We start from the raw sequence: 20,875 nt of genomic DNA on the forward strand, positions 1-20,875 counted from the left end.
TCGTGCAAAGGCTTGCTGAGTTGAAGTCGGCGAGCGAAACGCAGCAAGCTAGCGCGCGCTCAGCAGTGCCGCCTTTTGCGGCTCGCGCACGGCCGGCTGCCCGGTCGCCGCGTGTTCAATGATGCCGCCGCCGAGGCAAACATCGCCATCGTAAAGCACGGCCGATTGCCCCGGTGTGACAGCCCATTGCGCATCGTCGAAGGTGAGTTCGAACAGACCTTCGCGCTGATTCGCGCGGCCGAACGTGCAGCGCGCGTCCGCCTGCCTGTAGCGGGTCTTCGCGCCGCACGCGAAGCCTTCCGCCGGCGGCTCGCCCGCGACCCAGCTCGTGTTGCCCGCGCTCAGCGTATGGCTCAGCAGCCACGGATGATTGTGCCCTTGCGCGACATACAGCGTGTTCGAAGGAATGTCCTTGCCCGCGACGAACCACGGCTCGCCGCTGCCGTCCTTGCTGCCGCCGAGGCCGATGCCCTTGCGCTGCCCGAACGTATAGAAGGCGAGGCCGATGTGCTCGCCGACCACTTTGCCGTCGGTGGTTTTCATCGGGCCGGGTTGGGTCGGCAGATAGCGGTTCAGAAAATCGCGAAACGGCCGCTCGCCGATAAAGCAGATGCCCGTCGAATCCTTCTTCTTCGCATTGGGCAGCGCGATCTGCTCGGCGATTTCGCGCACTTTCGTCTTCGGAATTTCGCCGAGCGGAAACAGCGTTTTCGACAACTGCGCCTGATTCAGCCGATGCAGAAAGTACGACTGATCCTTCGTATGGTCGAACGCTTTCAGCAGCTCGAAGCGGCCATTGTTTTCGCGCACGCGCGCATAGTGGCCGGTCGCGATGGTTTCAGCGCCGAGCGACATCGCGTGATCGAGGAAGGCCTTGAACTTGATTTCGGCGTTGCACAGCACGTCCGGATTCGGCGTGCGGCCCGCCGAATATTCGCGCAGGAATTCGGCGAACACGCGGTCCTTGTATTCGGCCGCGAAGTTGACCGCTTCGACGTCGATGCCGATCAGGTCCGCCACCGACACCACGTCGATCCAGTCCTGGCGCGTCGAGCAGTATTCGCTGTCGTCGTCGTCTTCCCAGTTCTTCATGAAGAGGCCGACCACGTCGTAGCCCTGTTCCTTCAGCAGCCACGCGGTGACCGACGAATCGACGCCGCCCGACATGCCTACTACGACTTTCTGCTTGCTCATAAGATGCTCACTGGGTACTGCGTGACTTCATGGATCGTGGAGATGGCCGCTTGTGGCGGCTTGTGACCGCTCGTGACGGCTACCTCTTTGGCCCGACCGAATGCGTATGCACGAAATCGAGCGGAAAACGCCGGCCTGCCAGGTAATCGTCGATACATTGCATGACGAGCGGCGTGCGGTGCCTTTCGGGGCAGGCGCGCAGTTCGTCGGCGCTCATCCACAAGGTTCGAACGATGTCGGGATCGAGCGCGCGCTCTGCTTCCGGTTCGCCGCCAGCGCCGCAATACGTGAAGCGCAAATAGGTGACGCCGCCGTTGTCCGGCCGTTCGAAATGCGTCATGTACATGCCGACGAGCGCCTCGGGCGTGAACGGATGCGCGGTTTCCTCGAGCGTTTCGCGGATCACCGCTTCCAGCAGCGTTTCGCCGGCTTCCAGATGGCCGGCCGGCTGGTTCAGGCGCAGCCCGGCGGCCGTGTGTTCCTCGACCACGAGAAAGCGCCCGTCACGCTCGACGATGGCCGCGACGGTCACATGCGGCAGCCAGGTTTCCGGTTTCATGGGTGCGCATTTTACCGTTTATGGCCGCTGACTGCCGGGATGCGGGCGGGACGCGGCCGGGTCGTTGCCGGTTCATTGCGGCGGCCGGCGGTGACCGGTGACATGCGGCCGGCTGCGGCGACTTGCCGCATGCGACTGCCGCCGCCCACACGCCTCGGAGCCCCGTATCCGCGCACACCCCCGGATTGTCCCCGATTTCTGCCGCCCCCCATGTTTCGGGTAAAGTGAGGCGTTAGCCGTTGCACTTGCAAGCCGGCGTGCCTCGTCGGCCGATCTGTCGTCAAACAGTAAGTCGAGGAGGAACACGATGCACATCGGAGTGCCAGCCGAGACGCGCGCGCACGAAACCCGCGTCGCCGCGACGCCCGAGACCGTCAAGAAGTACGTGGCGCAGGGCCATCGGGTCACCATCCAGAGCGGCGCCGGGGCCGGCGCGAGCTTTCCCGACGACGCTCTCGCGGCAGCCGGCGCGGAAATCGTCGATGCGGCCACCGCTTTTGGCGCCGACCTCGTCCTCAAAGTCCAGTCTCCCACCGAAGCCGAACTGCCGCTGCTCAAACGCGGCGCGACGCTGGTCGGCATGCTCGATCCGTTCAATGCGGAGAATGCGCAGCAACTCGCCACGGCGGGCGTCACCGCCTTCGCGCTCGAAGCCGCGCCGCGCACCACGCGCGCGCAAAGCCTCGACGTGCTGTCGTCGCAGGCGAACATCGCCGGATACAAGGCGGTGCTGCTCGCCGCGACGCTTTATCCGCGCTTCATGCCGATGCTGATGACCGCCGCGGGCACGGTGAAAGCCGCGCGCGTGCTGATTCTGGGCGCGGGCGTGGCGGGCTTGCAGGCGATCGCGACCGCCAAGCGCCTGGGCGCCGTGATCGAGGCATCCGACGTGCGTCCCGCCGTGAAAGAGCAGATCGAATCGCTCGGCGCGAAGTTTCTCGACGTTCCCTACGAAACCGATGAAGAGCGCGAAGCCGCGCAAGGCGTCGGCGGCTATGCGCGGCCGATGCCGCCTTCGTGGCTGCAACGCCAGTCGGCACTCGTTCACGAGCGCGCGAAGCAGGCCGACGTGGTGATCTCCACCGCCTTGATTCCGGGCCGCGCGGCGCCGACGCTGCTCTCCGTCGAGACCGTGCAGGCGATGAAACCGGGCTCGGTGCTGGTCGATCTGGCAGCGGGCCGCGGCGCGGACTATGAAGGCCGGCGCGGCGGCAACTGCCCGCTCACCGAAGCCGACAAAGTGATCGTCAGGCACGGCGTGACGATTGTCGGCTACACGAATCTCGCCTCGATGGTGCCCGCGGACGCGTCCTCGCTCTACGCGCGCAACCTGCTCGACTTCCTCAAGCTCATTATCACGAAGGAAGGCACGCTGAACATCGACCTCGCCGACGACATCGTCGCGGCCACGCTGCTCACCCGCGACGGCGAAGTCGCGCGCAAGGCATAACGCGAATTCACCTGGAGAAACGGCGATGGAAGTGCTCAACCACACCGTCATCAACCTGATTATTTTCGTGCTGGCGATTTACGTCGGCTACCACGTCGTCTGGAACGTCACGCCCGCGCTGCACACGCCGCTGATGGCCGTGACCAACGCGATTTCCGCGATCGTGATTGTCGGCGCAATGCTCGCGACCGGCCTCACGCTCGGCACGCCGGGCAAGTTCTTCGGCACGCTCGCCGTTGCGCTGGCGGCGGTCAACGTGTTCGGCGGCTTCCTCGTCACGCGGCGAATGCTCGAGATGTTCCGCAAGAAAGAGCCGAAAAAGCTCATCGCCGATAAGAGCAAGGAGAACGCGTAATGAGTCTGAACGTCGTCACGCTGCTTTATCTGGTTGCGTCGGTCTGTTTCATTCAGGCGCTCAAGGGGCTGTCGAATCCGAAGACGGCGCGCATCGGCAATACGTTCGGCATGGTCGGGATGGCGATTGCGATTCTCACGACCATCGCGCTGATCGCAAAGCAGGCGAATGCACTGGGCTCGAATCTCGCGCTCGGGCTCGGCTTGCTGTTCGCCGCGCTGATCGTCGGCGGTGCGATTGGCGCGTTTGTCGCCGCGCGCGTCGAGATGACCAAGATGCCGGAACTCGTCGCGGCGATGCACTCGCTGATCGGTCTCGCGGCGGTGTGCATCGCGTATGCGGTGGTGTCGGAGCCGGCGGCATTCGGATTGATCGATCCCGAGAATCCGGTGCCGGGCTTTCTGCCTTATGGCAATCGCGTCGAGTTGTTCATCGGCACGTTCGTCGGCGCAATTACGTTTAGCGGCTCGGTTATTGCGTTCGGCAAGCTGTCGGGCAAGTACAAGTTCCGGTTATTCCAGGGCGCGCCGGTCGTCTATGCGGGTCAGCATCTGATCAACCTGATGCTCGCGATTGCGATGCTCGGCTTCGGCGTGATCTTCTTTTTCACGCAGTCGTGGTTGCCGTTCATCATCATGACGCTGATCGCGTTCGTGCTCGGCGTGCTGATCATTATTCCGATCGGCGGCGCGGACATGCCGGTCGTCGTGTCCATGCTCAATTCGTATTCGGGCTGGGCGGCGGCGGGCATCGGCTTCTCGCTGAATAATCCAATGCTGATCATCGCGGGCTCTCTGGTGGGCTCGTCGGGCGCGATTCTGTCGTACATCATGTGCCGCGCGATGAACCGCTCGTTCTTCAACGTGATTCTCGGCGGCTTCGGCAACGAGCCGGGCGCGGCTGCGGCGGGCGGATCGGCTGAGCAGCGTCCGGTGAAATCGGGTTCTGCCGACGACGCGTCGTTCATGCTCGGCAACGCCGAAACCGTGGTGATCGTGCCGGGTTATGGCCTTGCCGTCGCGCGCGCGCAGCATGCGTTGAAGGAGTTGACCGACAAGCTCGTCGAGAAAGGCATCGAGGTGAAGTACGCGATTCACCCGGTCGCCGGACGCATGCCGGGTCACATGAACGTGCTGCTCGCCGAAGCGGAAGTGCCGTACGACATGGTGTTCGAAATGGACGACATCAACGGCGAGTTCGGTCAGGTCGACGTGGTGCTCGTGCTCGGCGCCAACGACGTCGTGAACCCGGCTGCGAAGAACGATCCGAAGTCGCCGATTGCGGGCATGCCGATCATCGAGGCTTATAAAGCGCGCACGGTGATCGTCAACAAGCGGTCGATGGCGGCGGGTTACGCGGGGCTCGACAACGATCTGTTCTACATGGACAAGACGATGATGGTGTTCGGCGACGCAAAGAAAGTGATCGAGGACATGGTCAAGGCGGTCGAATAACACGCGATAAATTGCGCGGCGCGCGAAGGTCTGCGCCGCGCAATGCTCACTTCTGTTTCGGTTTGGCGTTCACATGCCGCAGCAGGTCCGCGAGCCGTCTGCCTTCCTGATCGGGATACGGCTCACGCACTTCGAGTTGCTGGATCTTCTCGAGCCCGAAGTTGCGGAAATCGCCGCGCAATTCACACCACGCGCCAAGCGTCCAGCGCGCGCCCCAATAGGCGAGTGCGAGCGGCCACACGCGCCGCTCCGTCGCCGCGCCGTTGGCATCCGTGTACGCAAAGCTCACCACATGCCGCGCGTCGATCGCGCGGTGCAGCGTGTCGAGCTGCGTCGAAAAATCGCTTTTGATGTGGAACGACGGCGCGAAGATCGCGAGCCTTTCAAGGGACGCGCGCTTGTCTGCGGGCATGGCCGACGCAATCTTGGCCAGTGCGCCGCGCGCTCCGCTCGCGAAGCCGGCGCCGCCCCACGATTCGAGCATGCGCGCGCCGGCGGCGAGCGCCGCGAGTTCATCGGCGGTGAAGGTCAGCGGCGGAAGACTCGCACTGCGGCTCAGCCGGTAGCCGATGCCGGCCTCGCCTTCGATCGGCACGCCGGATAGCTGCAGGTCGCGCACGTCGCGATAGACGGTGCGCAGCGAGATGTTGAGCCAGTCGGCGAGTTGTTGCGCGGTGGTCAAACGCCGGCCGCGCAGCAATTCGGCGATCTGGAACAGACGGTCGGCGCGGCGCGTCATCGTGGGCGTCTTGTAGAAGAGGACAGGGACAGTCCCGCGATGATAGCGCCGCATGCCGCGCTCCGGTCAGCGTTCGGGTTAGCGTTGGGTTCAGCGTTGAGTCGAGCGTTCGGGTGAGCGTTTGAGTGAATGCTCAGGTGAGCGTTCGGACGGCGGGCTCGATGCGTGTGTCGCCCGCACGGGCGTTACCCGTTCGATGGCCGCTGTCCGCAGCGCGGTTAGCCGTTGGTGCGCGAATGCAGGCCGAGGCGATTGCCTTCGCTGTCGATGAAAAACGCGATATAGCCGATGTCCTGCGGCAGCTTGATGACGGGTCCGTCGGTCTTGCCGCCGGCTTCTTCGATGCGGGCGAGCGCAGCGTCGACGGTCGGCTGCGCGTTCAGGTAGACGAGCACGCCGTCGCCGTTCGGGGTCATCGACGGGCTGTGGACGATCGCGCCGCCCGTCGCCGGTTCTTCGTAGCCGAACACGGCGATGGGCTGGCCGCCGATTTCCTGGCGGTTCAGCTTCACGTCGAGCGCGGCTTCATAAAAGCGCACGGCGCGGTCGAAATCGACGGACGGGATTTCGAACCATGCAACAACTTTGGACGATGCGGACATGACACTCTCCTGTGGATGGCGGTAAGCCGGATAAATCGCCGGATGGCGTGAGGAGGAGTGTGCGGGGGTGCTACTGACAGCGTGGTGTCAGTAGGGTGGGGCGGTCGGGCTGGGTCGTGCGATCGTGCGGATGGGCGAGGTGAGAAAAAACCGCGGCACTGTGTGTGGCCGCGGTTTGTTTCTGGCTGCGTTTGCTTGGCGCTTGTTGTTTGTCGCTTGCCGCTTGTCTTAACCGGCAGGCGTATCGCCTTGCGGCCGCTGACGCACGCTGCCCGCGATCAGATCGAAGCGGAACAGCCGGCATTCGAGCGCTCCGTTAAAGAGCGGTGTCTTCGTCGATTCGCGCAGGCGCAACTGGCCCGGCAGCTTGCGATCCGACGTCAGGATGAATGCGTGCCAGCCGGTGAAGCGCTGCTTGAGCGCGTCGCCGAGCGACTGGAAGAACTCGCTGTCGGGCGCTTCTTCCTGGGCGCGGCGAAAGCTGTCGTCCTCGCGGTTGTCGCGGCTGCGTCCTTCACGTCCTTCGCGGATTTCGCCGCGCGCGTTGCGTCCGCGCACTTCGATCCGCTCACCATACGGCGGATTGGCGACGAGAATGCCCGGCGCCGATGTCGGCGGCGTCATGCCGCGCGCGTCGACCTGTTTGAGCGGAATGGTCGGCAAGCCGGCGCGCTGGAAATTCGCGCGCGCCTTGTCGAGCATGTCGCCGGAAATGTCGCTGCCGAAAATCTGCAAGTCGGCGCGCGAGTTGCGGGCGGCGTGTTTGGCGTCGAGCGCGGCGGCCTTCAGCGTCTGCCAGGTTTTGCTGTCGTACTGCTTGAGCTTCTCGAAGCCGAAGCGGCGTTCGGCGCCGGGCGCGATGTCGAGCGCGACCTGCGCGGCTTCGGCGAGGAACGTGCCGCTGCCGCACATCGGGTCGTATAGCGGCGTGCCGGCGCTCCAGCCCGTCAGCCGCAGAATGCCCGCCGCGAGATTTTCGCGCAGCGGCGCCGCGCCCTTGTCGAGGCGCCAGCCGCGCTTGAAGAGCGGGTCGCCGGAGGTGTCGAGGTAAAGCGTGCAGTCGGTCGCGGTGAGAAACGCGAACACGCGCACGTCGGGCGTCGCGGTGTCGATGTTCGGGCGCGCGCCGCTGACTTCGCGCAGACGGTCGCAGATCGCGTCCTTCACGCGCAGCGTGGTGAATTCGAGGCTGCGCAGCGGCGACTTGATCGCGGTGACGTCGACGCGCAGCGTTTCGTTCGCGGAGAACCATTGCTCCCAGCGTTGTTCGACGGCGAGTGCGTAGATGTCCTGCTCGCTGCGATACGGACGATGCGCGATTTTCAGCAGCACGCGGCTCGCGAGGCGCGAATGCAGATTGGCCGCCATGCCGGCTGCCCAGCCGCCGCGAAAATGCACGCCGCCGGGGACTTGCGAGCCGGGTGCGAACGGCGCGCCGTGCAGATGCTTCGCGGCGATCTCGGCGAGTTCGGAGGCGAGCGCGGCTTCGAGACCGCGCGGGCAGGGGAGGAAGAAATCGAAGGACATGGAGGGGCTAGCCGGTGGGCTGTGGGTAAGGGGGTATTGTACGCGGTGGGGTGTGGGGGGTGCTTTTTGGCCCTTTGGCCTTTTCTTGTTTTTTGTCGGTGGTCTATTTGTGTTGCACCTGGCTTGCTTTGGCCTTTCCTTGTTTTCTCGGTGGTCTATTGGCGTTGCCCCTGTGCGGGGCGGCACTTACTTTCTTTGCCGCCGCAAAGAAAGTAAGCAAAGAAAGCGGGCTTACACCGCCAGCTTATAGATGGCTCCCCCAGTTCTGAGGCGGCAGTGGTGCGCCTGACATCCGTGCCCTCGCACATTCGACGCCCGTGACAAGGCAGTCATTCTTCCCCACTTGCACTGCGTGCTCGCCGGAAGGGTTCGCTTAGAGCCTCTCGCTTGCTTGTTAACGCCGTTGGCCTTTCCTTGTTTTCATGGTGGTCTATCGGCGTTGCCCCTGTGCGGGGCGGCACTCACTTTCTTTGCCGCCGCAAAGAAAGTAAGCAAAGAAAGCGGGCTCACACCGCCAGCTTATAAGTGGGTTCCGTTGCTCGCCGCGGGCAGTGGTGCGGCAGACATCCGTGCTCTCGCGCATTCGGCGTTAGTGACAAGGCAGTCATGCTTCCCGACTTGCACTGCGTGCTCGCCGGGAGGGTTGCTTCCGGCGCGCACGCCGCTTCGCGCACGACCGGAAATGGCGCCTGTTGTCTTGCGAAATGTCCCGCGCCTATCCCGGTCTCGCCGGCGTAGTCTTGTATTGGGTGCCACGTGGAAGTCTGGTCAGAGCTGCACAGCCGTCGCAACCAGCGCTGCACACGTTTCCACGGTCTTAATGGCATCTATCGCGTAGCGTCCGTCACGGCGCGCGGTTTTTTCGGTCGTTTCTATCAGAAAGAGAAAAACATGAAATGGTATCTGCTAGTGCTTTCGAAGTACGTTGAATTCAGTGGACGAGCGCGTCGCAAGGAATACTGGATGTTCCTGCTGTTCAACGTAATCATCGGGATTGCCTACGGAGTCGTGCTGGTCATCCTCGATCTGGAAGAGTCCAGGTTCTGGCGCAACCTTTATCCCTTGCTGGTGTTCCTTCCGGGCCTGGCGGCGCTGGTTCGTCGCATGCACGATTCCAACCGAAGCGGTTGGTGGGCCCTTTGCCCCGTCGCCAACCTGGTGTTTGCCTGCTTCGAGGGAACGCGAGGCCAAAACCGCTTCGGCCCCGACCCAAAGCAACCAACGCAATGAGCGAGCGCTGACCCTTCAATAGAGCGAAGAGCGAAAAACGAAAAACGAAAAGCGAAAAGCGAAAAGCGAAAAGCGAAAAGCGAAACAGACACCGCAGCGAACCCTTCCGACGAGCACGAGTGCGAGTCGGGAAGCATGACTGCCTTGTCACAAGTGCGGAGTGCGCGAGAGCACGGATGTAAGGCGCACCACTGCCCACTCCGAGCAAGGGGCTCCATTTATAAGCTAGCGGTGTAAGCCCGCTTTCTTTGCTTACTTTCTTTGCGGCGGCAAAGAAAGTAAGTGCCGCCCCGCACAGGGGCAACACAAATAGACCACAACGAATTCAAGGAAAGGCAAAAAAGAAAGCAAAAGAACCAACGTGAAAAGCACAAAAACCAATCACCGCCCAGCAACACCCGCATCCAAAGCAGGACACCCCGGCACACTACCGCGAGTACTCGCCTTCGTCCCCTGCGAAGCAGAAGAAGAACCCGCAGCAGCAGCCATAGCCTGCAACGCAGCAGCCACCTGCGCCGAAACACGCATCAAAGCCCGCCGATGCCCATCAACAAGCGCATCATACCCACCACCGACAGGCTCACTAACAACACTCCTGCAAGTCATCACAGCAGTACTGCGCACGGCCCGCACACTCCACACCGCATCGATCAGCGCATGCGACCCAGGCCACGACTCAAACCGCTGCACATTCATGCTCACGCGATACACCGGCGTCGCATCGGAATAAGCCGTCCCGTACACATCGATCGTATTGAGTTGCTGAGTGAGACTGGTCGACAACGCGCGGCGCAATTCATCGCCGGGCAGCGACGCCCAGCGATCTTCTTCCAGCACCTTGACCTGCGTCGGTCCCGTCTGCACGACGAGCTGAGTCTTCGCGACTTGCGGCGGCACATCGATAGGCGCGACTTCGATCAGCCACGCAGGCGCCGCCGACGTCCGCAAGCCCGACGCCGCAGCGGACGCAGCGCCATTCACATCGCCCAACGTATAAAACCGGCTACTCGGCGACGCACACGCCGCGACCGCCAGCACCGCGGCGAGCGCACCGGCACGAACAGCGCTGCGCGCCACTACGCGCGACAAACGGGGGAGTCGAACGAACATCATGGCTTGTCTCCTGCTTTACCGCGCAACAACGATTCCGGGTGGCGCTCGAGATAATCCGACAGCGCATTCAGCGACTGCAACGTGCGCGTCAATTCCTGCAACGCCTGATGCACATCCGACTGCAACGGCGAGTCCTGCTGCAACGTCGCCTCGGCCGAGCCGAACGTCTGTTTCGCGGCGGCCAGCGTGTCGCGGGCTTGCGGCACGACTTCCGTGTCCAGTCGCTTGAAGAGCTGGTCGGCATTCTTCAGCGCGCTGTTCAGGTTGTTGCCGATCTGATCGAACGGCACCTTGTCGAGCTTCTTCGCGATGTCGGCGACCTGCAATTGCAGCTCGTCGAGCGTGTTCGGAATGGTCGGCAATTCGAGCGGGTCGCTGGCTACGTCGACGGTGGCCGGCGGCGCCTTCGGGAAAATGTCGAGCGCGACGTACAACTGGCTCGTGATCAGATTGCCCGTGCGCAACTGGCCGCGCAGTCCGTGCTTGACGAGTTGTTGCAGCAGCGTCTGACCGGCGAGGCTGCCCGGCGTCGGCGCGGTTTCGCGGAAGCGCTTGCCGAGGCGGTCAGGGTAGATGTTCATCGTCACCGGCATCGTGAAGCTGCGCGTCTTCGGATCGTAGTCGATGCCGATGTTGGTCACCTGACCGAGCACGATGCCGCGGAAATCGACCGGCGCGCCGACCGACAGACCGCGCAGAGACTGGTTGAAGTTCATCACGACGCGCAGCGGCACGCCGTCCGGCTCGCGCATCGCGTCGCCTTCGTCGGAACCGAGGCGGAACGTCATGTTGTTCGGCGCCTGCGCGCCCACGCCCTGACCCGGCGGCGACTGGAACGACAAGCCGCCGACGATCACCGTCGCGAGCGACTGCGTGTTCAGCTTGAAGCCGCTCGAATCGAGCCGCAGATCGACGCCGCTCGCATGCCACCAGCGCGAATTGGTGCCGACGTACTGGTCGAACGGCGCGGACACGAACACCTGCATGGTCACGCCGGTGCCGTCCTTGTCGAGCGAGAAGCCGACCACCTGGCCGACCTGCACGCGGCGATAAAAAATCGGCGAGCCGATGTCGATGGAGCCGAGCGAATCGCCATGCAGAATGAACTGATGGCCCTTCTGGTCGCCGGTAATCGGCGGCGGCGTCTCGAGGCCGACGAAGTTCTTCTCGCTGTCCGGCGAATGACCGGCGTCCGCGCCGATATAGGCGCCGGAGAGCAGTGTGGTGAGGCCCGACACGCCGCTCGCGCCCACGCGCGGCCGCACGACCCAGAAGCGCGAATCCTTGACCGCGAAGTCTTCGCCTTCCTTCGTCAACTGCACCTGCACGAGCACGTGCGAAAGATCCTTCGACAACGTGATCGACTTGACCGCGCCGACGTCGACGTCCTTGTACTTGACCTTGGTCTTGCCAGGCTCTAGCCCTTCCGCGCTGATGAAACTGATCGTGATGGTCGGGCCTTTTTCCGTCACCGATTTGATGACGAGCGCAATGCCGATCAGCGCGGCAATCAGAGGGATCACCCAGACGAGCGACGGCAGCCAGCGGCTACGCGGCTCGATGTCGGGGTCGGGCAGTTGGGGCGGCAGCTTCGGTCCGTTCGAATCGTTGCGCGGCGCATCGGAGGCGGGCGTCGGTCCTGGCGGGCTAGTCATGTTCGAGGTCCTGAGGTTTTTGGGTACTGCCGTCCACGTGGTCCCAGATGAGCCGTGGATCGAATTGCATGGAGGCCATCATCGTCAGGATCACTACCGAGCCGAACGCAATCGCGCCGGGGCCGGCCGTGATCACGGCAAGCGATTTGAAACGCACGAGCGCCACGGTCAGCGTGACGACGAACACGTCGAGCATCGACCAGCGGCCGATCCGCTCGACCATCCGATAGAGCGTCGTGCGCTGCTCCGGCCGCCAGCGCGAGCGTCGCTGCGCGGTGACGGTGAGCAGCACGAGCACGCTCAGCTTCAGCATCGGCACCATGATGCTGGCGATAAACACGATCACCGCGAGCGGCCAGTCGCCGGAGGTCCAGAAATAAACGACGCCGCTCATGATGGTGTCGTCTTCGGAACCGAGCAGCGACGACGTGTGCATGACCGGCAACAAATTTGCCGGAATATACAGCAAGGCCGCGGCGATCAGCAGCGCCCACGTTCGCATCAGACTGTCGGGATTGCGCGAGTGCAGATGCGCGCCGCAGCGCCCGCAGTGCTGCGGCGTGACCGAGCGGATGCGCGGCTCGACGCGTCCGCACGCATGGCAGGCCACGAGCCCCGCGCGTTTTGCGGTGACGTATTTCATCGCGCGGGTCATCCTCGATTGGAGGCCGGCGGGGCGCCGGGAGTTGTGTCGCGGCCTGGGTCGCTGCGTGTGTTGTGGCTCGAGTCGGCTTCGTCGCCGGCTTGCAGCAGCGGCGGCGCGGGCGGGCCGGCCATCGAGCCGAGCGCGGCTGCCGCGCTGTCCGCCGACGTGCGCGGCAGCGGCCGCTGGCCGCGCGCGCCGAGTTCGTCGGCGAGATCCCACAGAATGCGCGGATCGAACGTGACGACCACGGCGAACATCAGCGTCAGCGCGCCGAACGCGAAGAGCGCCGCTTCCGGAATCACGCGCGCGAGACTGACCATCTTCACGATCGTGATGAGCACGCCGAGCATGAACACTTCGATCATGCCCCAGGGCCGCACGAACTGGATCGCGCGCAACACGCGGTTAAAGCCTCCCGGCACATAGCCGGCGCGCAGCGGTACCAGCACGTAGAGCAGCGCGACGAGTTCGGTGAGCGGAAAGAGAATCGTCGAGCAGAACACCATGACGGCGACGATCTGCATGTTCTCGTTCCACAGCGCGACGAGCGCACCGAACAGCGTGGTCTGCGAGGTAATGCCATTAGTCTCCAGCTCGACGATGGGGAAGCCCTGCGCGATCAGGAACGTGATCAGCGCGGCGAGCGTCATGGCGCTGATGCCGTCGAGCTTGCGCGATACGCCCGCGTAGAGCGTGGCGCCGCAGCGCGGACAGCGGGCGACTTTGCGCCCGACAAGCCGTGGCTTGCGGAACAGCGTATCGCATTCATGGCACGCGATCAGGTTGTCATGTTCCATGCGGCAGCGGGCCAACGATATGTAAGTGAGCGTGCAATGCCGGTCGCAATTTCGGTGGCAATACTGGTTGCAATGCGGGTCGCAATGTAGCCGATTCGGCGGGTCTGTAAAAATTCGTGGAGCAATAGTACCAAAAGGCATTGCCGCGCCGCGCCGGTGAGCGCGAAACGCTTGGCGCGCAACGGTTCTGACAGCGTCCGTCCCCAATTGTTCAACCGGCTGATCCGGGAACGTGAAGGCGTCCTTCGGTCAATTTCGCTTTGCCGCAGCCAGCTTTTTGCGCTTCGGGTAGCATGGCGGCCTGGTGCGTCTCGAAGGCCGCGGCGCCCGGCACTTTGGCGATGGACTTTACATCGGCGGGGAATAGCCGGGGGTGCCGCGCCGTTAACCTCTCTTAGCAAGCGTTGACCTGTCATGGCACACAATCCTTCATTCGGCGGCCGGGAGTCGTACACGCGGACCGCCATTGCGATTCATTGGCTGATCGCGCTGCTGATCGTTTGCGGCTTCGCGCTCGGCTGGGTGATGACCGACATTCCCGGTTTCACGCCGACCAAGCTGCGCTATTTTTCGTGGCATAAGTGGATCGGCGTGACCGTGTTCGCGCTCGCTGTCGTGCGCATTCTGTGGCGCGCGACGCACGGCGCCCCGGCGATGCCGCGCCGCATGCCCGCCTGGCAGCGCGGCGCCGCCCATCTCGTGCATCTGCTGCTGTATGCGTTGATGATTGCGATTCCCGTCTCCGGTTATCTGTATAGCTCGGCGGCGAACGTGCCGGTCGTCTATCTCGGGCTGATTCCGCTGCCGCGGCTGATCGCGCCGGACCCGCATCTGAAGGAACTGCTCAAGAACGTCCACATCGTGTTGAATTACACGTTGCTGGCGCTGGTCGCGATGCACGTCGCGGCGGCGCTCAAGCATCAGTGGCTGGACCGCGACGGGCTGCTGTCGCGCATGATTCCCTTCCTCAAATAAGGACCACCATGAAGGTCTCGTTTTATCGCTACATGCTGGCGGCGTTTGCCGCAGCCTCGCTGACCGCGGCCGGCGGCGCGCTGGCCCAGGTCGACACCGCGAAGAGTTCGGTGACGGCTACCTCGAAGCAGATGAACGTGCCGGTCGAAGGCAAGTTCGGCAAATTCACCGCGCAGGTCAAGTTCGATCCGGCCAAGCCCGCCGAGGGCAGCGCGCAACTGAACATCGACGTGGCGAGCTACGATCTCGGCGACGAGAGCTATAACGATCAGGTCCGCGGCAAGGAATGGTTCGACGCGAAGACCTATCCGAGCGCGACCTTCGTTTCGAGCGCGATTGCGCCGGCCGGCGGCAATCAGTACAAGGTGACGGGCAAGCTGACCATCAAGGGCAAATCGCAGACGGTCGTGGTGCCCGTTACCGTGACGCAGCAGGGCGCGACGCAGGCGTTCGACGGCTCGTTGCCGATCAAGCGTTCGCAATTCGACATCGGCACGGGCGAGTGGAAAGACACGTCCGTGGTTGCCGACGACGTCGTCATCAAGTTTCATATCGTAGCCGCACGCAAGTGACTTGCGCTGCGCGTTGAGCGCAGCCGTTCTTACCTGACTGGGAGCATGAATTGAAGACATCCACGTTGATCGCCGCCGGTGCATTGGCCTCCTGCGTTTCGCTTGGCGCATTCGCCGCCGCCGACACCTATCAGCTCGACCCGACTCACACCTATCCGAGTTTCGAGGCGGACCACTTCGGCGGCCTGTCGGTGTGGCGCGGCAAGTTCACGAAAAGCTCGGGCACGGTCACGCTCGACCGCGCGGCCAAGACCGGCACAGTCGAAGTGAACGTCGATGCGGCGTCGATTTCCACCGGCAACGGCAAGCTGGACGATCACCTGAAGACGGCGGAGTTCTTCGACGTCGCTAAGTTTCCCGCCGCGACGTACAAAGGCACCGACATCAAGTTCGACGGCGACAAGCCGTCGGAAGTGGTCGGCAGCCTGACGCTGCACGGCGTGACGAAGCCGCTGAATCTGAAGGTGGAGTCGTTCAAGTGCATGCAGCACCCGGTGCTCAAGCGCGAAGTGTGCGGCGTCGAGGCCAGCGCGCAATTCAATCGCGCGGATTACGGCATGGATTTCGGCAGCAAGTACGGCTTCAGCATGGAGACGAAGCTGCATATCCAGGCTGAGGGCATCAAGCAATAAGCGCTGATGAGAGCGCGGCGGGCGCCTGCCCGCTTGCGCCTGCCGCTTGCGGTTGCGCTTGAGATGATGCCGCCGTCGCGGCGCATCAAAAAGCAAACGGTCCGTTTTACCGCGCGTTTTACCGCTGTGCCGGCCGCTTCGTCGCTTTCGCGACGAAGCGGCTTTTTCATGGCGTCGCAGGAAATCGAAGGCGATCGAGGCGTTATGTGAGGCCGGTTCGACATTTCGCACTCGCGCCGCTTTAATTTTTCGGGTACATAGAGCGCTGGCACCGCATTGGTTGTGCGCGCATCCAATGCGGCGAGATCGGGCGTCGGCTCGCATCCATAATATTCGCGCGAACTGGAGATCTGCATGAACGCAACGACTGCAGCAAGCCTTGCGGGAAGCCGGCGAAATTCGTGGCGGGCGGTGATCGCCGCGTCCATCGGCAACGCGCTGGAATGGTTCGATCTCGTGGTCTACGGCTTTTTCGCCGTGGTGATCGCGAAGCTGTTTTTTCCGGCCGGCAACGACACCGTGTCGCTGCTGCTCACGCTCGGCACATTCGGCGTGTCGTTCTTCATGCGGCCGCTCGGGGCCATCGTGATCGGTGCGTACGCCGACCGCGCCGGACGCAAGGCGGCGCTCACGCTGTCCATCCTGCTGATGATGGGCGGCACGCTGATCATCGCGATTTTGCCGACGTACCGAAGCATCGGCATCGCGGCGCCGGTGATTCTCGTCATCGCGCGTTTGATGCAGGGCTTCTCGGCCGGCGGCGAATTCGGCAGCGCGACGGCGTTTCTCGCGGAGCATGTGCCGGCGCGGCGCGGCTTTTTCGCAAGCTGGCAGGTCGCGAGCCAGGGGCTCACGACGCTGCTCGCGGCCGGTTTCGGCGTCGTGCTGACGGGCAATCTGACGCCGGAGCAGATGGCGGCCTGGGGGTGGCGCGTGCCGTTTTTCTTCGGGCTGCTGATCGGACCGGTTGCCTGGTACATTCGCACGAAGCTCGACGAGACGCCCGAGTTTCTCGCCGCGGAAACCACCACGACGCCGCTGCGCGATACCTTCACGAGCCAGAAGCTGCGGCTCCTGATCGCAATCGGCGCGGTCGTGCTCGGCACGGTGTCGACTTACCTCGTGCTGTTCATGCCCACCTTCGGCGTGAAGCAACTGGGGCTCGCGCCATCGGTTGCGTTTTCGGCGATCGCGCTGACCGGCCTGATCCAGATGGTGTTTGCGCCGCTCGTTGGGCATCTGTCGGATCGGCACGGACGCACGACGATCATGCTGATCTCCGGCGTGCTGCTGCTCGTGCTGATCTATCCGGCGTTCGTCTATCTGGTCGCACATCCTACGTTCGGCACGCTGATCGCGCTGCAAATCCTGCTCGGTTTCCTGATGACCGGCTATTTCGCGGCGCTGCCGGGCTTGCTGTCGGAGATGTTTCCGGTGCAAACGCGCACGACCGGCATGTCGCTCGCCTATAACATCGCGGTCACGGTGTTCGGCGGCTTCGGGCCGTTCATCATCGCGTGGCTGATCAGCTTTACCGGTTCGAAGGCCGCGCCGAGTTATTACCTGATTTTCGCCGCGCTGTTGAGCCTGGCGTCGCTGGTGGCGGCGCGACGGAAGTTGGGGTTCCGGTAGGCTCGTAAGCGGACATCGCGCGGTAAACGCAAAAGGCCGGTTCGTCGATGAACCGGCCTTTTGCTTTACAACGATGCACTGCGCGTTAGTTAAACGCCATCACACCTGCGCACCCGCATTCGGATCGTTCGGATCAACGCGTTCTTTCTTGTCCTTCACCAGATCCTCGCGCTTCACGCCGAACCACATTGCGAGCGCCGCCGCGACGAACACCGACGAGTAGATACCGAACAGAATACCGACCGTCAGCGCCAGCGCGAAGTAGTGCAGCGTCGGGCCGCCGAACAGGAACATCGACAGCACCATCATCTGCGTACAGCCGTGCGTGATGACGGTTCGCGACATCGTGCTCGTAATCGCGTGGTTGATGACTTCGATCACCGTCATCTTGCGTTCGCGGCGGAAGGTCTCGCGAATCCGGTCGAAGATAACCACCGATTCGTTCACCGAATAACCCAGCACCGCGAGCACCGCAGCCAGCACCGACAGCGAGAACTCCCACTGGAAGAACGCGAAGAAGCCGAGAATGATCACGACGTCGTGCAAGTTCGCGATCACGCCGGCCACCGCGTACTTCCATTCGAAGCGGAACGACAGATAGATCACGATGCCCACAACCACGCAGGCGAGCGCCAGCAGACCGTCGGTGGCGAGTTCCTTGCCGACCTGCGGGCCGACGAACTCGACGCGCTGCAACTGCACCTGCGGCGTATCGGTCTTGAGCGCGCTCATCACCTGGTCGCTCTGCTGCGCGGACGTCAGCCCTTGCTTGAGCGGCAAACGGATCAGCACGTCGCGCGAGGTGCCGAAGTTCTGCACCTGCGCGTCGCCATAGCCGAGCTTGTTCAGCGTGCCGCGCACCGGGTCGAGCGGCGCCGCGCCCGGATACTGCACTTCGATGACCGTACCGCCGGTGAACTCCACCGACAGATGCAGCCCGCGATGCACGAGAAAGAACACGGCGGCGAGGAACGTCAGCAGCGAAATGGCGTTGAAGATCAACGCACGCTGCATGAACGGAATGTCTTTGCGAAAGCGGAAAAATTCCATGGTCTTGTTCTCCGGGACTCAGCGGGATGAACCCGGTTTCTGCGACGAGCTCGGCGTGCCCGGCGCGTTGCGGCGGCGCACGGTCGGCTTGCCCGCGCGCGACTGCGCGGCTGCGGCCGGCGCTTTCTGCTTCGCGGCGGCGGCTGCGCTTGCCGCGCGCATGGCTTGCGCGGTGTCGGTTGCGGCGTCGTCCGCGCTCAGTTCATTACCCAAGTAAGCAGCCGAGGCCGCAGCCGCGGTTTCCGGACGCCACACCTGGCCGATGGCCAGCGACTTCAGCTTCTTCTTGCCGCCGTACCAGAGGTTCACGATACCGCGCGAGAAGAACACCGCCGAGAACATCGACGTGAGAATGCCGATACAGTGCACGATTGCAAAACCGCGCACCGGGCCGGAGCCGAAGGCGAGCAGCGCGACACCGGCGATCAGCGTGGTGACGTTCGAGTCGAGAATCGTCGCCCACGCATGCGCGTAGCCGTTCTGGATCGCCAGTTGCGGCGGCGCGCCGTTGCGCAGTTCTTCACGCACGCGTTCGTTGATCAGCACGTTGGCGTCGATCGCCATACCGAGCGCGAGCGCGATAGCCGCGATACCCGGCAGCGTGAGCGTGGCCTGCAACATCGACAGCACCGCGACGAGCAGCAAGAGGTTCACGGACAGGCCGATCATCGAGATCACGCCGAACAGCATGTAGTACGCGATCATGAAGACGGCGATGGCCGCGAAGCCCCACACCACCGAGTGGAAGCCCTTCTTGATGTTGTCGGCGCCGAGGCTCGGGCCGATGGTGCGTTCCTCGATGATGTCCATTGGCGCGGCCAGCGAACCGGCGCGCAGCAGCAGCGCGAGGTCGGCGGCGCCTTGCGGCGTGGCCTGGCCGGTGATCTGGAAGCGGTCGCCCAGTTCCGACTGGATGGTCGCCACCGTCAGCACTTCGCCCTTGCCCTTTTCGAACAGCACCATCGCCATCGGCTTGCCGATGTTGTCGCGCGAGACACTGCGCACCGCGCGGCCGCCGGCCGAGTCGAGGCGAATGTTGACGGACGGACGCTGATGCTCGTCGAAGCCCGCCGACGCGTCGATAATCCGGTCGCCCGTGAAGATGATCTGCTTTCTCAGCAGCACCGGCGTCTGGTTGCCTTGCGTGAACAGTTCGTCGCCTGGCGGCACCGGATCGGACGGATTCGGATGCGTGTTGACCGGATCGGCGAGGCGCGCTTCGAGCGTCGCCGTGCGGCCGATGATGTCCTTCGCCTTCGCCGTGTCCTGCACGCCCGGCAGTTCGACCACGATCCGGTCGGTGCCTTGCTGCTGGATCACAGGCTCGGCCACGCCGAGTTCGTTCACGCGGTTATGCAGTGTGGTGATGTTCTGCTTGAGCGCGGCGTCCTGCACGGCTTTCTGCACCGTCGGCGTGAACGTGCCGACGAGTTGCACCGAGCCGTCCGGACTGTTTTGCGACGCCCATTGCAACTCGCCGATGCCGCGGCCCAGTTGCTTCGCCGCCGCATCCGCCGTCGCCTGGTCGGCGAAATTGATCACCACCGTCTGGTTGACGCGGTTCACGCCGCCGTCGCGGATATTGTTGTCGCGCAGGAGCGTGCGGGCGTCCGACGCGTCGGAGTCGAGCTTCTTGTTCAGCGCGCCCGCCATGTCCACTTGCAGCAGGAAGTGCACACCGCCGCGCAAATCCAGACCGAGATACATGGGCAGCGCGTGCAACGCGGTCAGCCAGCGCGGCGACGCGCTTTGCAGGTTCAGCGCCACGATGAACTGCGGGTCGTTCGGATCGGTGTTCAGCGACTTTTGCAGCAGGTCTTTCACGCGCAGTTGCATGTCGGTGTCGACAAGGCGCACGCGGATGTTCGCGTTGGCCGACGTGTTGTCGAACGTGACGTCTTCCGGCTTGATCTGATTGGCTGCGAGCGCGGCTTCGACTGCCGAGAGCGTGGTCGAGTCGAGCTTGACCGTTGCCTTGCCGCTCGACACCTGCACCGCCGGCGCTTCGCCGAACAGATTGGGCAGCGTGTACACGAGGCCGATGACCAAAGCCACCAGCATCACGGCATATTTCCAGAGGGGGTAACGATTCATGAGTGGTCCAACGGAAGGTTGGCTTGAAAGCGATGCGCCCGGCGATGAGCGCGGGCGATCCGGTCAGGTATGCGTGGATCGCCGGCGAGGCCGCGCCGGACGCGAGAGAGCAGGCCTTACAGCGACTTGATCGTGCCCTTCGGGAGAATCGTCGTGACCGACGCTTTCTGCACGGTGATTTCCGTGCCTTCCGAGATTTCGACGCCGACGTAAGCCTCGCCCACCTTGGTGACCTTGCCGACGATGCCGCCATTCGTCACCACTTCGTCGCCCTTGGCCATGGCGGCGAGCATGTTGCGGTGTTCCTTCTGGCGCTTCATTTGCGGGCGAATCATGATGAAGTACAGCACGCCGAACATGAGGATCAGCGGCAGGAAGCTCATCAGGTTTGATTCGATGCCACCACCTGTGGCCGTGCCTTGGGCGAAGGCATTGGAAATGAACGACACGTTGGTCTCTCCGTTATAGATCAATTCAATCAAAAAAATCAGCCGGTTATTCTACCACCGGCATTGCGCGCGTCGGCGCGGCGTTTCGGCTTTGCGATCAACCGCTTAAAGCCGATTTTTGCCGTCCGCGAAAGTGGATTGTAAGGTTTT

General features: G+C 63.3%; 21 protein-coding genes. 8 read left to right on the forward strand and 13 right to left on the reverse strand.

The features are described 5' to 3' along the window. Positions 1 to 48 precede the first annotated feature (48 nt). Positions 49 to 1,194 (reverse strand): tRNA 2-thiouridine(34) synthase MnmA, encoded by a 1,146-nt coding sequence (mnmA, locus tag CUJ91_RS02395; RefSeq protein WP_114155799.1) that lies wholly within the window; start codon positions 1,192 to 1,194, stop codon positions 49 to 51. A gap of 79 nt (positions 1,195 to 1,273) precedes the next feature. Next, complete coding sequence (locus tag CUJ91_RS02400) at positions 1,274 to 1,753, reverse strand: NUDIX hydrolase (protein ID WP_006047933.1); 480 nt, start codon at positions 1,751 to 1,753, stop codon at positions 1,274 to 1,276. A gap of 307 nt (positions 1,754 to 2,060) precedes the next feature. Here CUJ91_RS02400 and CUJ91_RS02405 point away from each other — a divergent pair, with 307 nt between their 5' ends. Genes CUJ91_RS02405 through CUJ91_RS02415 form a run of 3 tightly spaced genes read left to right on the forward strand, consistent with a single transcriptional unit; the run spans position 2,061 to position 5,012 of the window. Further along, complete coding sequence (locus CUJ91_RS02405) at positions 2,061 to 3,203, forward strand: Re/Si-specific NAD(P)(+) transhydrogenase subunit alpha (protein WP_114155800.1); 1,143 nt, start codon at positions 2,061 to 2,063, stop codon at positions 3,201 to 3,203. Between the two features lie 25 nt (positions 3,204 to 3,228). Then, positions 3,229 to 3,558, forward strand: a complete 330-nt coding sequence (locus CUJ91_RS02410; RefSeq protein ID WP_006047931.1) for an NAD(P) transhydrogenase subunit alpha part 2 — start codon at positions 3,229 to 3,231, stop codon at positions 3,556 to 3,558. After that, complete coding sequence (locus CUJ91_RS02415) at positions 3,558 to 5,012, forward strand: NAD(P)(+) transhydrogenase (Re/Si-specific) subunit beta (protein WP_006047930.1); 1,455 nt, start codon at positions 3,558 to 3,560, stop codon at positions 5,010 to 5,012. The genes CUJ91_RS02410 and CUJ91_RS02415 overlap by 1 nt, the downstream gene beginning before the upstream one ends. A gap of 46 nt (positions 5,013 to 5,058) precedes the next feature. Here CUJ91_RS02415 and CUJ91_RS02420 read toward each other — a convergent pair whose 3' ends face one another. The 3 genes from CUJ91_RS02420 to CUJ91_RS02430 form a co-directional block, all read right to left on the reverse strand. Further along, positions 5,059 to 5,805 carry a helix-turn-helix transcriptional regulator gene (locus CUJ91_RS02420; RefSeq protein WP_006047929.1) on the reverse strand — a complete coding sequence of 249 codons (747 nt, stop codon included), beginning with the start codon at positions 5,803 to 5,805 and terminating at the stop codon, positions 5,059 to 5,061. A 164-nt stretch (positions 5,806 to 5,969) separates the two neighbouring features. Then, a complete protein-coding gene (locus tag CUJ91_RS02425; protein WP_006047928.1) occupies positions 5,970 to 6,353 on the reverse strand; it encodes a VOC family protein in 384 nt (127 codons plus the stop codon). A 228-nt stretch (positions 6,354 to 6,581) separates the two neighbouring features. Continuing rightward, positions 6,582 to 7,880, reverse strand: a complete 1,299-nt coding sequence (locus tag CUJ91_RS02430) for a THUMP domain-containing class I SAM-dependent RNA methyltransferase (RefSeq protein WP_029970451.1) — start codon at positions 7,878 to 7,880, stop codon at positions 6,582 to 6,584. 756 nt (positions 7,881 to 8,636) lie between these two features. Between CUJ91_RS02430 and CUJ91_RS02440 the strand changes: the two genes are divergently transcribed. Further along, the gene (locus tag CUJ91_RS02440) at positions 8,637 to 9,110 is read left to right on the forward strand and encodes a DUF805 domain-containing protein (protein WP_279635418.1); all 474 of its coding nucleotides are present in this window, start codon (positions 8,637 to 8,639) and stop codon (positions 9,108 to 9,110) included. 381 nt (positions 9,111 to 9,491) lie between these two features. On the opposite strand, the gene CUJ91_RS02450 is transcribed toward CUJ91_RS02440, so the two are convergent. Genes CUJ91_RS02450 through CUJ91_RS33950 form a run of 5 tightly spaced genes read right to left on the reverse strand, consistent with a single transcriptional unit; the run spans position 9,492 to position 13,536 of the window. Then, a complete protein-coding gene (locus CUJ91_RS02450; protein WP_114155801.1) occupies positions 9,492 to 10,223 on the reverse strand; it encodes a PqiC family protein in 732 nt (243 codons plus the stop codon). After that, the gene (locus CUJ91_RS02455) at positions 10,220 to 11,878 is read right to left on the reverse strand and encodes a PqiB family protein (protein WP_029970448.1); all 1,659 of its coding nucleotides are present in this window, start codon (positions 11,876 to 11,878) and stop codon (positions 10,220 to 10,222) included. The genes CUJ91_RS02450 and CUJ91_RS02455 overlap by 4 nt, the downstream gene beginning before the upstream one ends. Further along, positions 11,871 to 12,521, reverse strand: a complete 651-nt coding sequence (locus tag CUJ91_RS02460) for a paraquat-inducible protein A (protein WP_006047923.1) — start codon at positions 12,519 to 12,521, stop codon at positions 11,871 to 11,873. The genes CUJ91_RS02455 and CUJ91_RS02460 overlap by 8 nt, the downstream gene beginning before the upstream one ends. An 8-nt stretch (positions 12,522 to 12,529) precedes the next feature. Then, entirely contained in the window at positions 12,530 to 13,321 is a 792-nt protein-coding gene (locus CUJ91_RS02465; protein WP_114155802.1) for a paraquat-inducible protein A, read from the reverse strand. Beyond that, a complete protein-coding gene (locus CUJ91_RS33950) occupies positions 13,303 to 13,536 on the reverse strand; it encodes a hypothetical protein (RefSeq protein WP_132384551.1) in 234 nt (77 codons plus the stop codon). Before CUJ91_RS33950 ends, CUJ91_RS02465 begins: the two co-directional genes overlap by 19 nt. Before the next feature lie 199 nt (positions 13,537 to 13,735). On the opposite strand from CUJ91_RS33950, the gene CUJ91_RS02470 reads away from it, so the two are divergent. The 4 genes from CUJ91_RS02470 (at position 13,736) to CUJ91_RS02485 (ending at position 17,132) form a co-directional block, all read left to right on the forward strand. Beyond that, the gene (locus CUJ91_RS02470) at positions 13,736 to 14,296 is read left to right on the forward strand and encodes a cytochrome b (RefSeq protein WP_029970446.1); all 561 of its coding nucleotides are present in this window, start codon (positions 13,736 to 13,738) and stop codon (positions 14,294 to 14,296) included. Between the two features lie 8 nt (positions 14,297 to 14,304). After that, complete coding sequence (locus CUJ91_RS02475; RefSeq protein ID WP_006047920.1) at positions 14,305 to 14,868, forward strand: YceI family protein; 564 nt, start codon at positions 14,305 to 14,307, stop codon at positions 14,866 to 14,868. Positions 14,869 to 14,918: 50 nt separating this feature from the next. Continuing rightward, positions 14,919 to 15,500, forward strand: coding sequence for a YceI family protein (locus tag CUJ91_RS02480; RefSeq protein WP_006047919.1), 582 nt, complete (start codon positions 14,919 to 14,921; stop codon positions 15,498 to 15,500). A gap of 354 nt (positions 15,501 to 15,854) precedes the next feature. Then, positions 15,855 to 17,132, forward strand: a complete 1,278-nt coding sequence (locus tag CUJ91_RS02485; protein WP_029970443.1) for an MFS transporter — start codon at positions 15,855 to 15,857, stop codon at positions 17,130 to 17,132. Between the two features lie 99 nt (positions 17,133 to 17,231). On the opposite strand, the gene secF is transcribed toward CUJ91_RS02485, so the two are convergent. The 3 genes from secF to yajC form a co-directional block, all read right to left on the reverse strand. Beyond that, positions 17,232 to 18,182 (reverse strand): protein translocase subunit SecF, encoded by a 951-nt coding sequence (gene secF / locus CUJ91_RS02490; RefSeq protein ID WP_006047917.1) that lies wholly within the window; start codon positions 18,180 to 18,182, stop codon positions 17,232 to 17,234. A gap of 18 nt (positions 18,183 to 18,200) precedes the next feature. Next, complete coding sequence (secD, locus tag CUJ91_RS02495) at positions 18,201 to 20,276, reverse strand: protein translocase subunit SecD (protein ID WP_114155803.1); 2,076 nt, start codon at positions 20,274 to 20,276, stop codon at positions 18,201 to 18,203. Positions 20,277 to 20,392: 116 nt separating this feature from the next. Continuing rightward, positions 20,393 to 20,725, reverse strand: a complete 333-nt coding sequence (gene yajC / locus CUJ91_RS02500; protein WP_006047915.1) for a preprotein translocase subunit YajC — start codon at positions 20,723 to 20,725, stop codon at positions 20,393 to 20,395. Between the last annotated feature and the right edge of the window lie 150 nt (positions 20,726 to 20,875).

The sequence above is a fragment of the Paraburkholderia graminis genome (assembly GCF_003330785.1).
GTDB lineage: Bacteria > Pseudomonadota > Gammaproteobacteria > Burkholderiales > Burkholderiaceae > Paraburkholderia > Paraburkholderia graminis.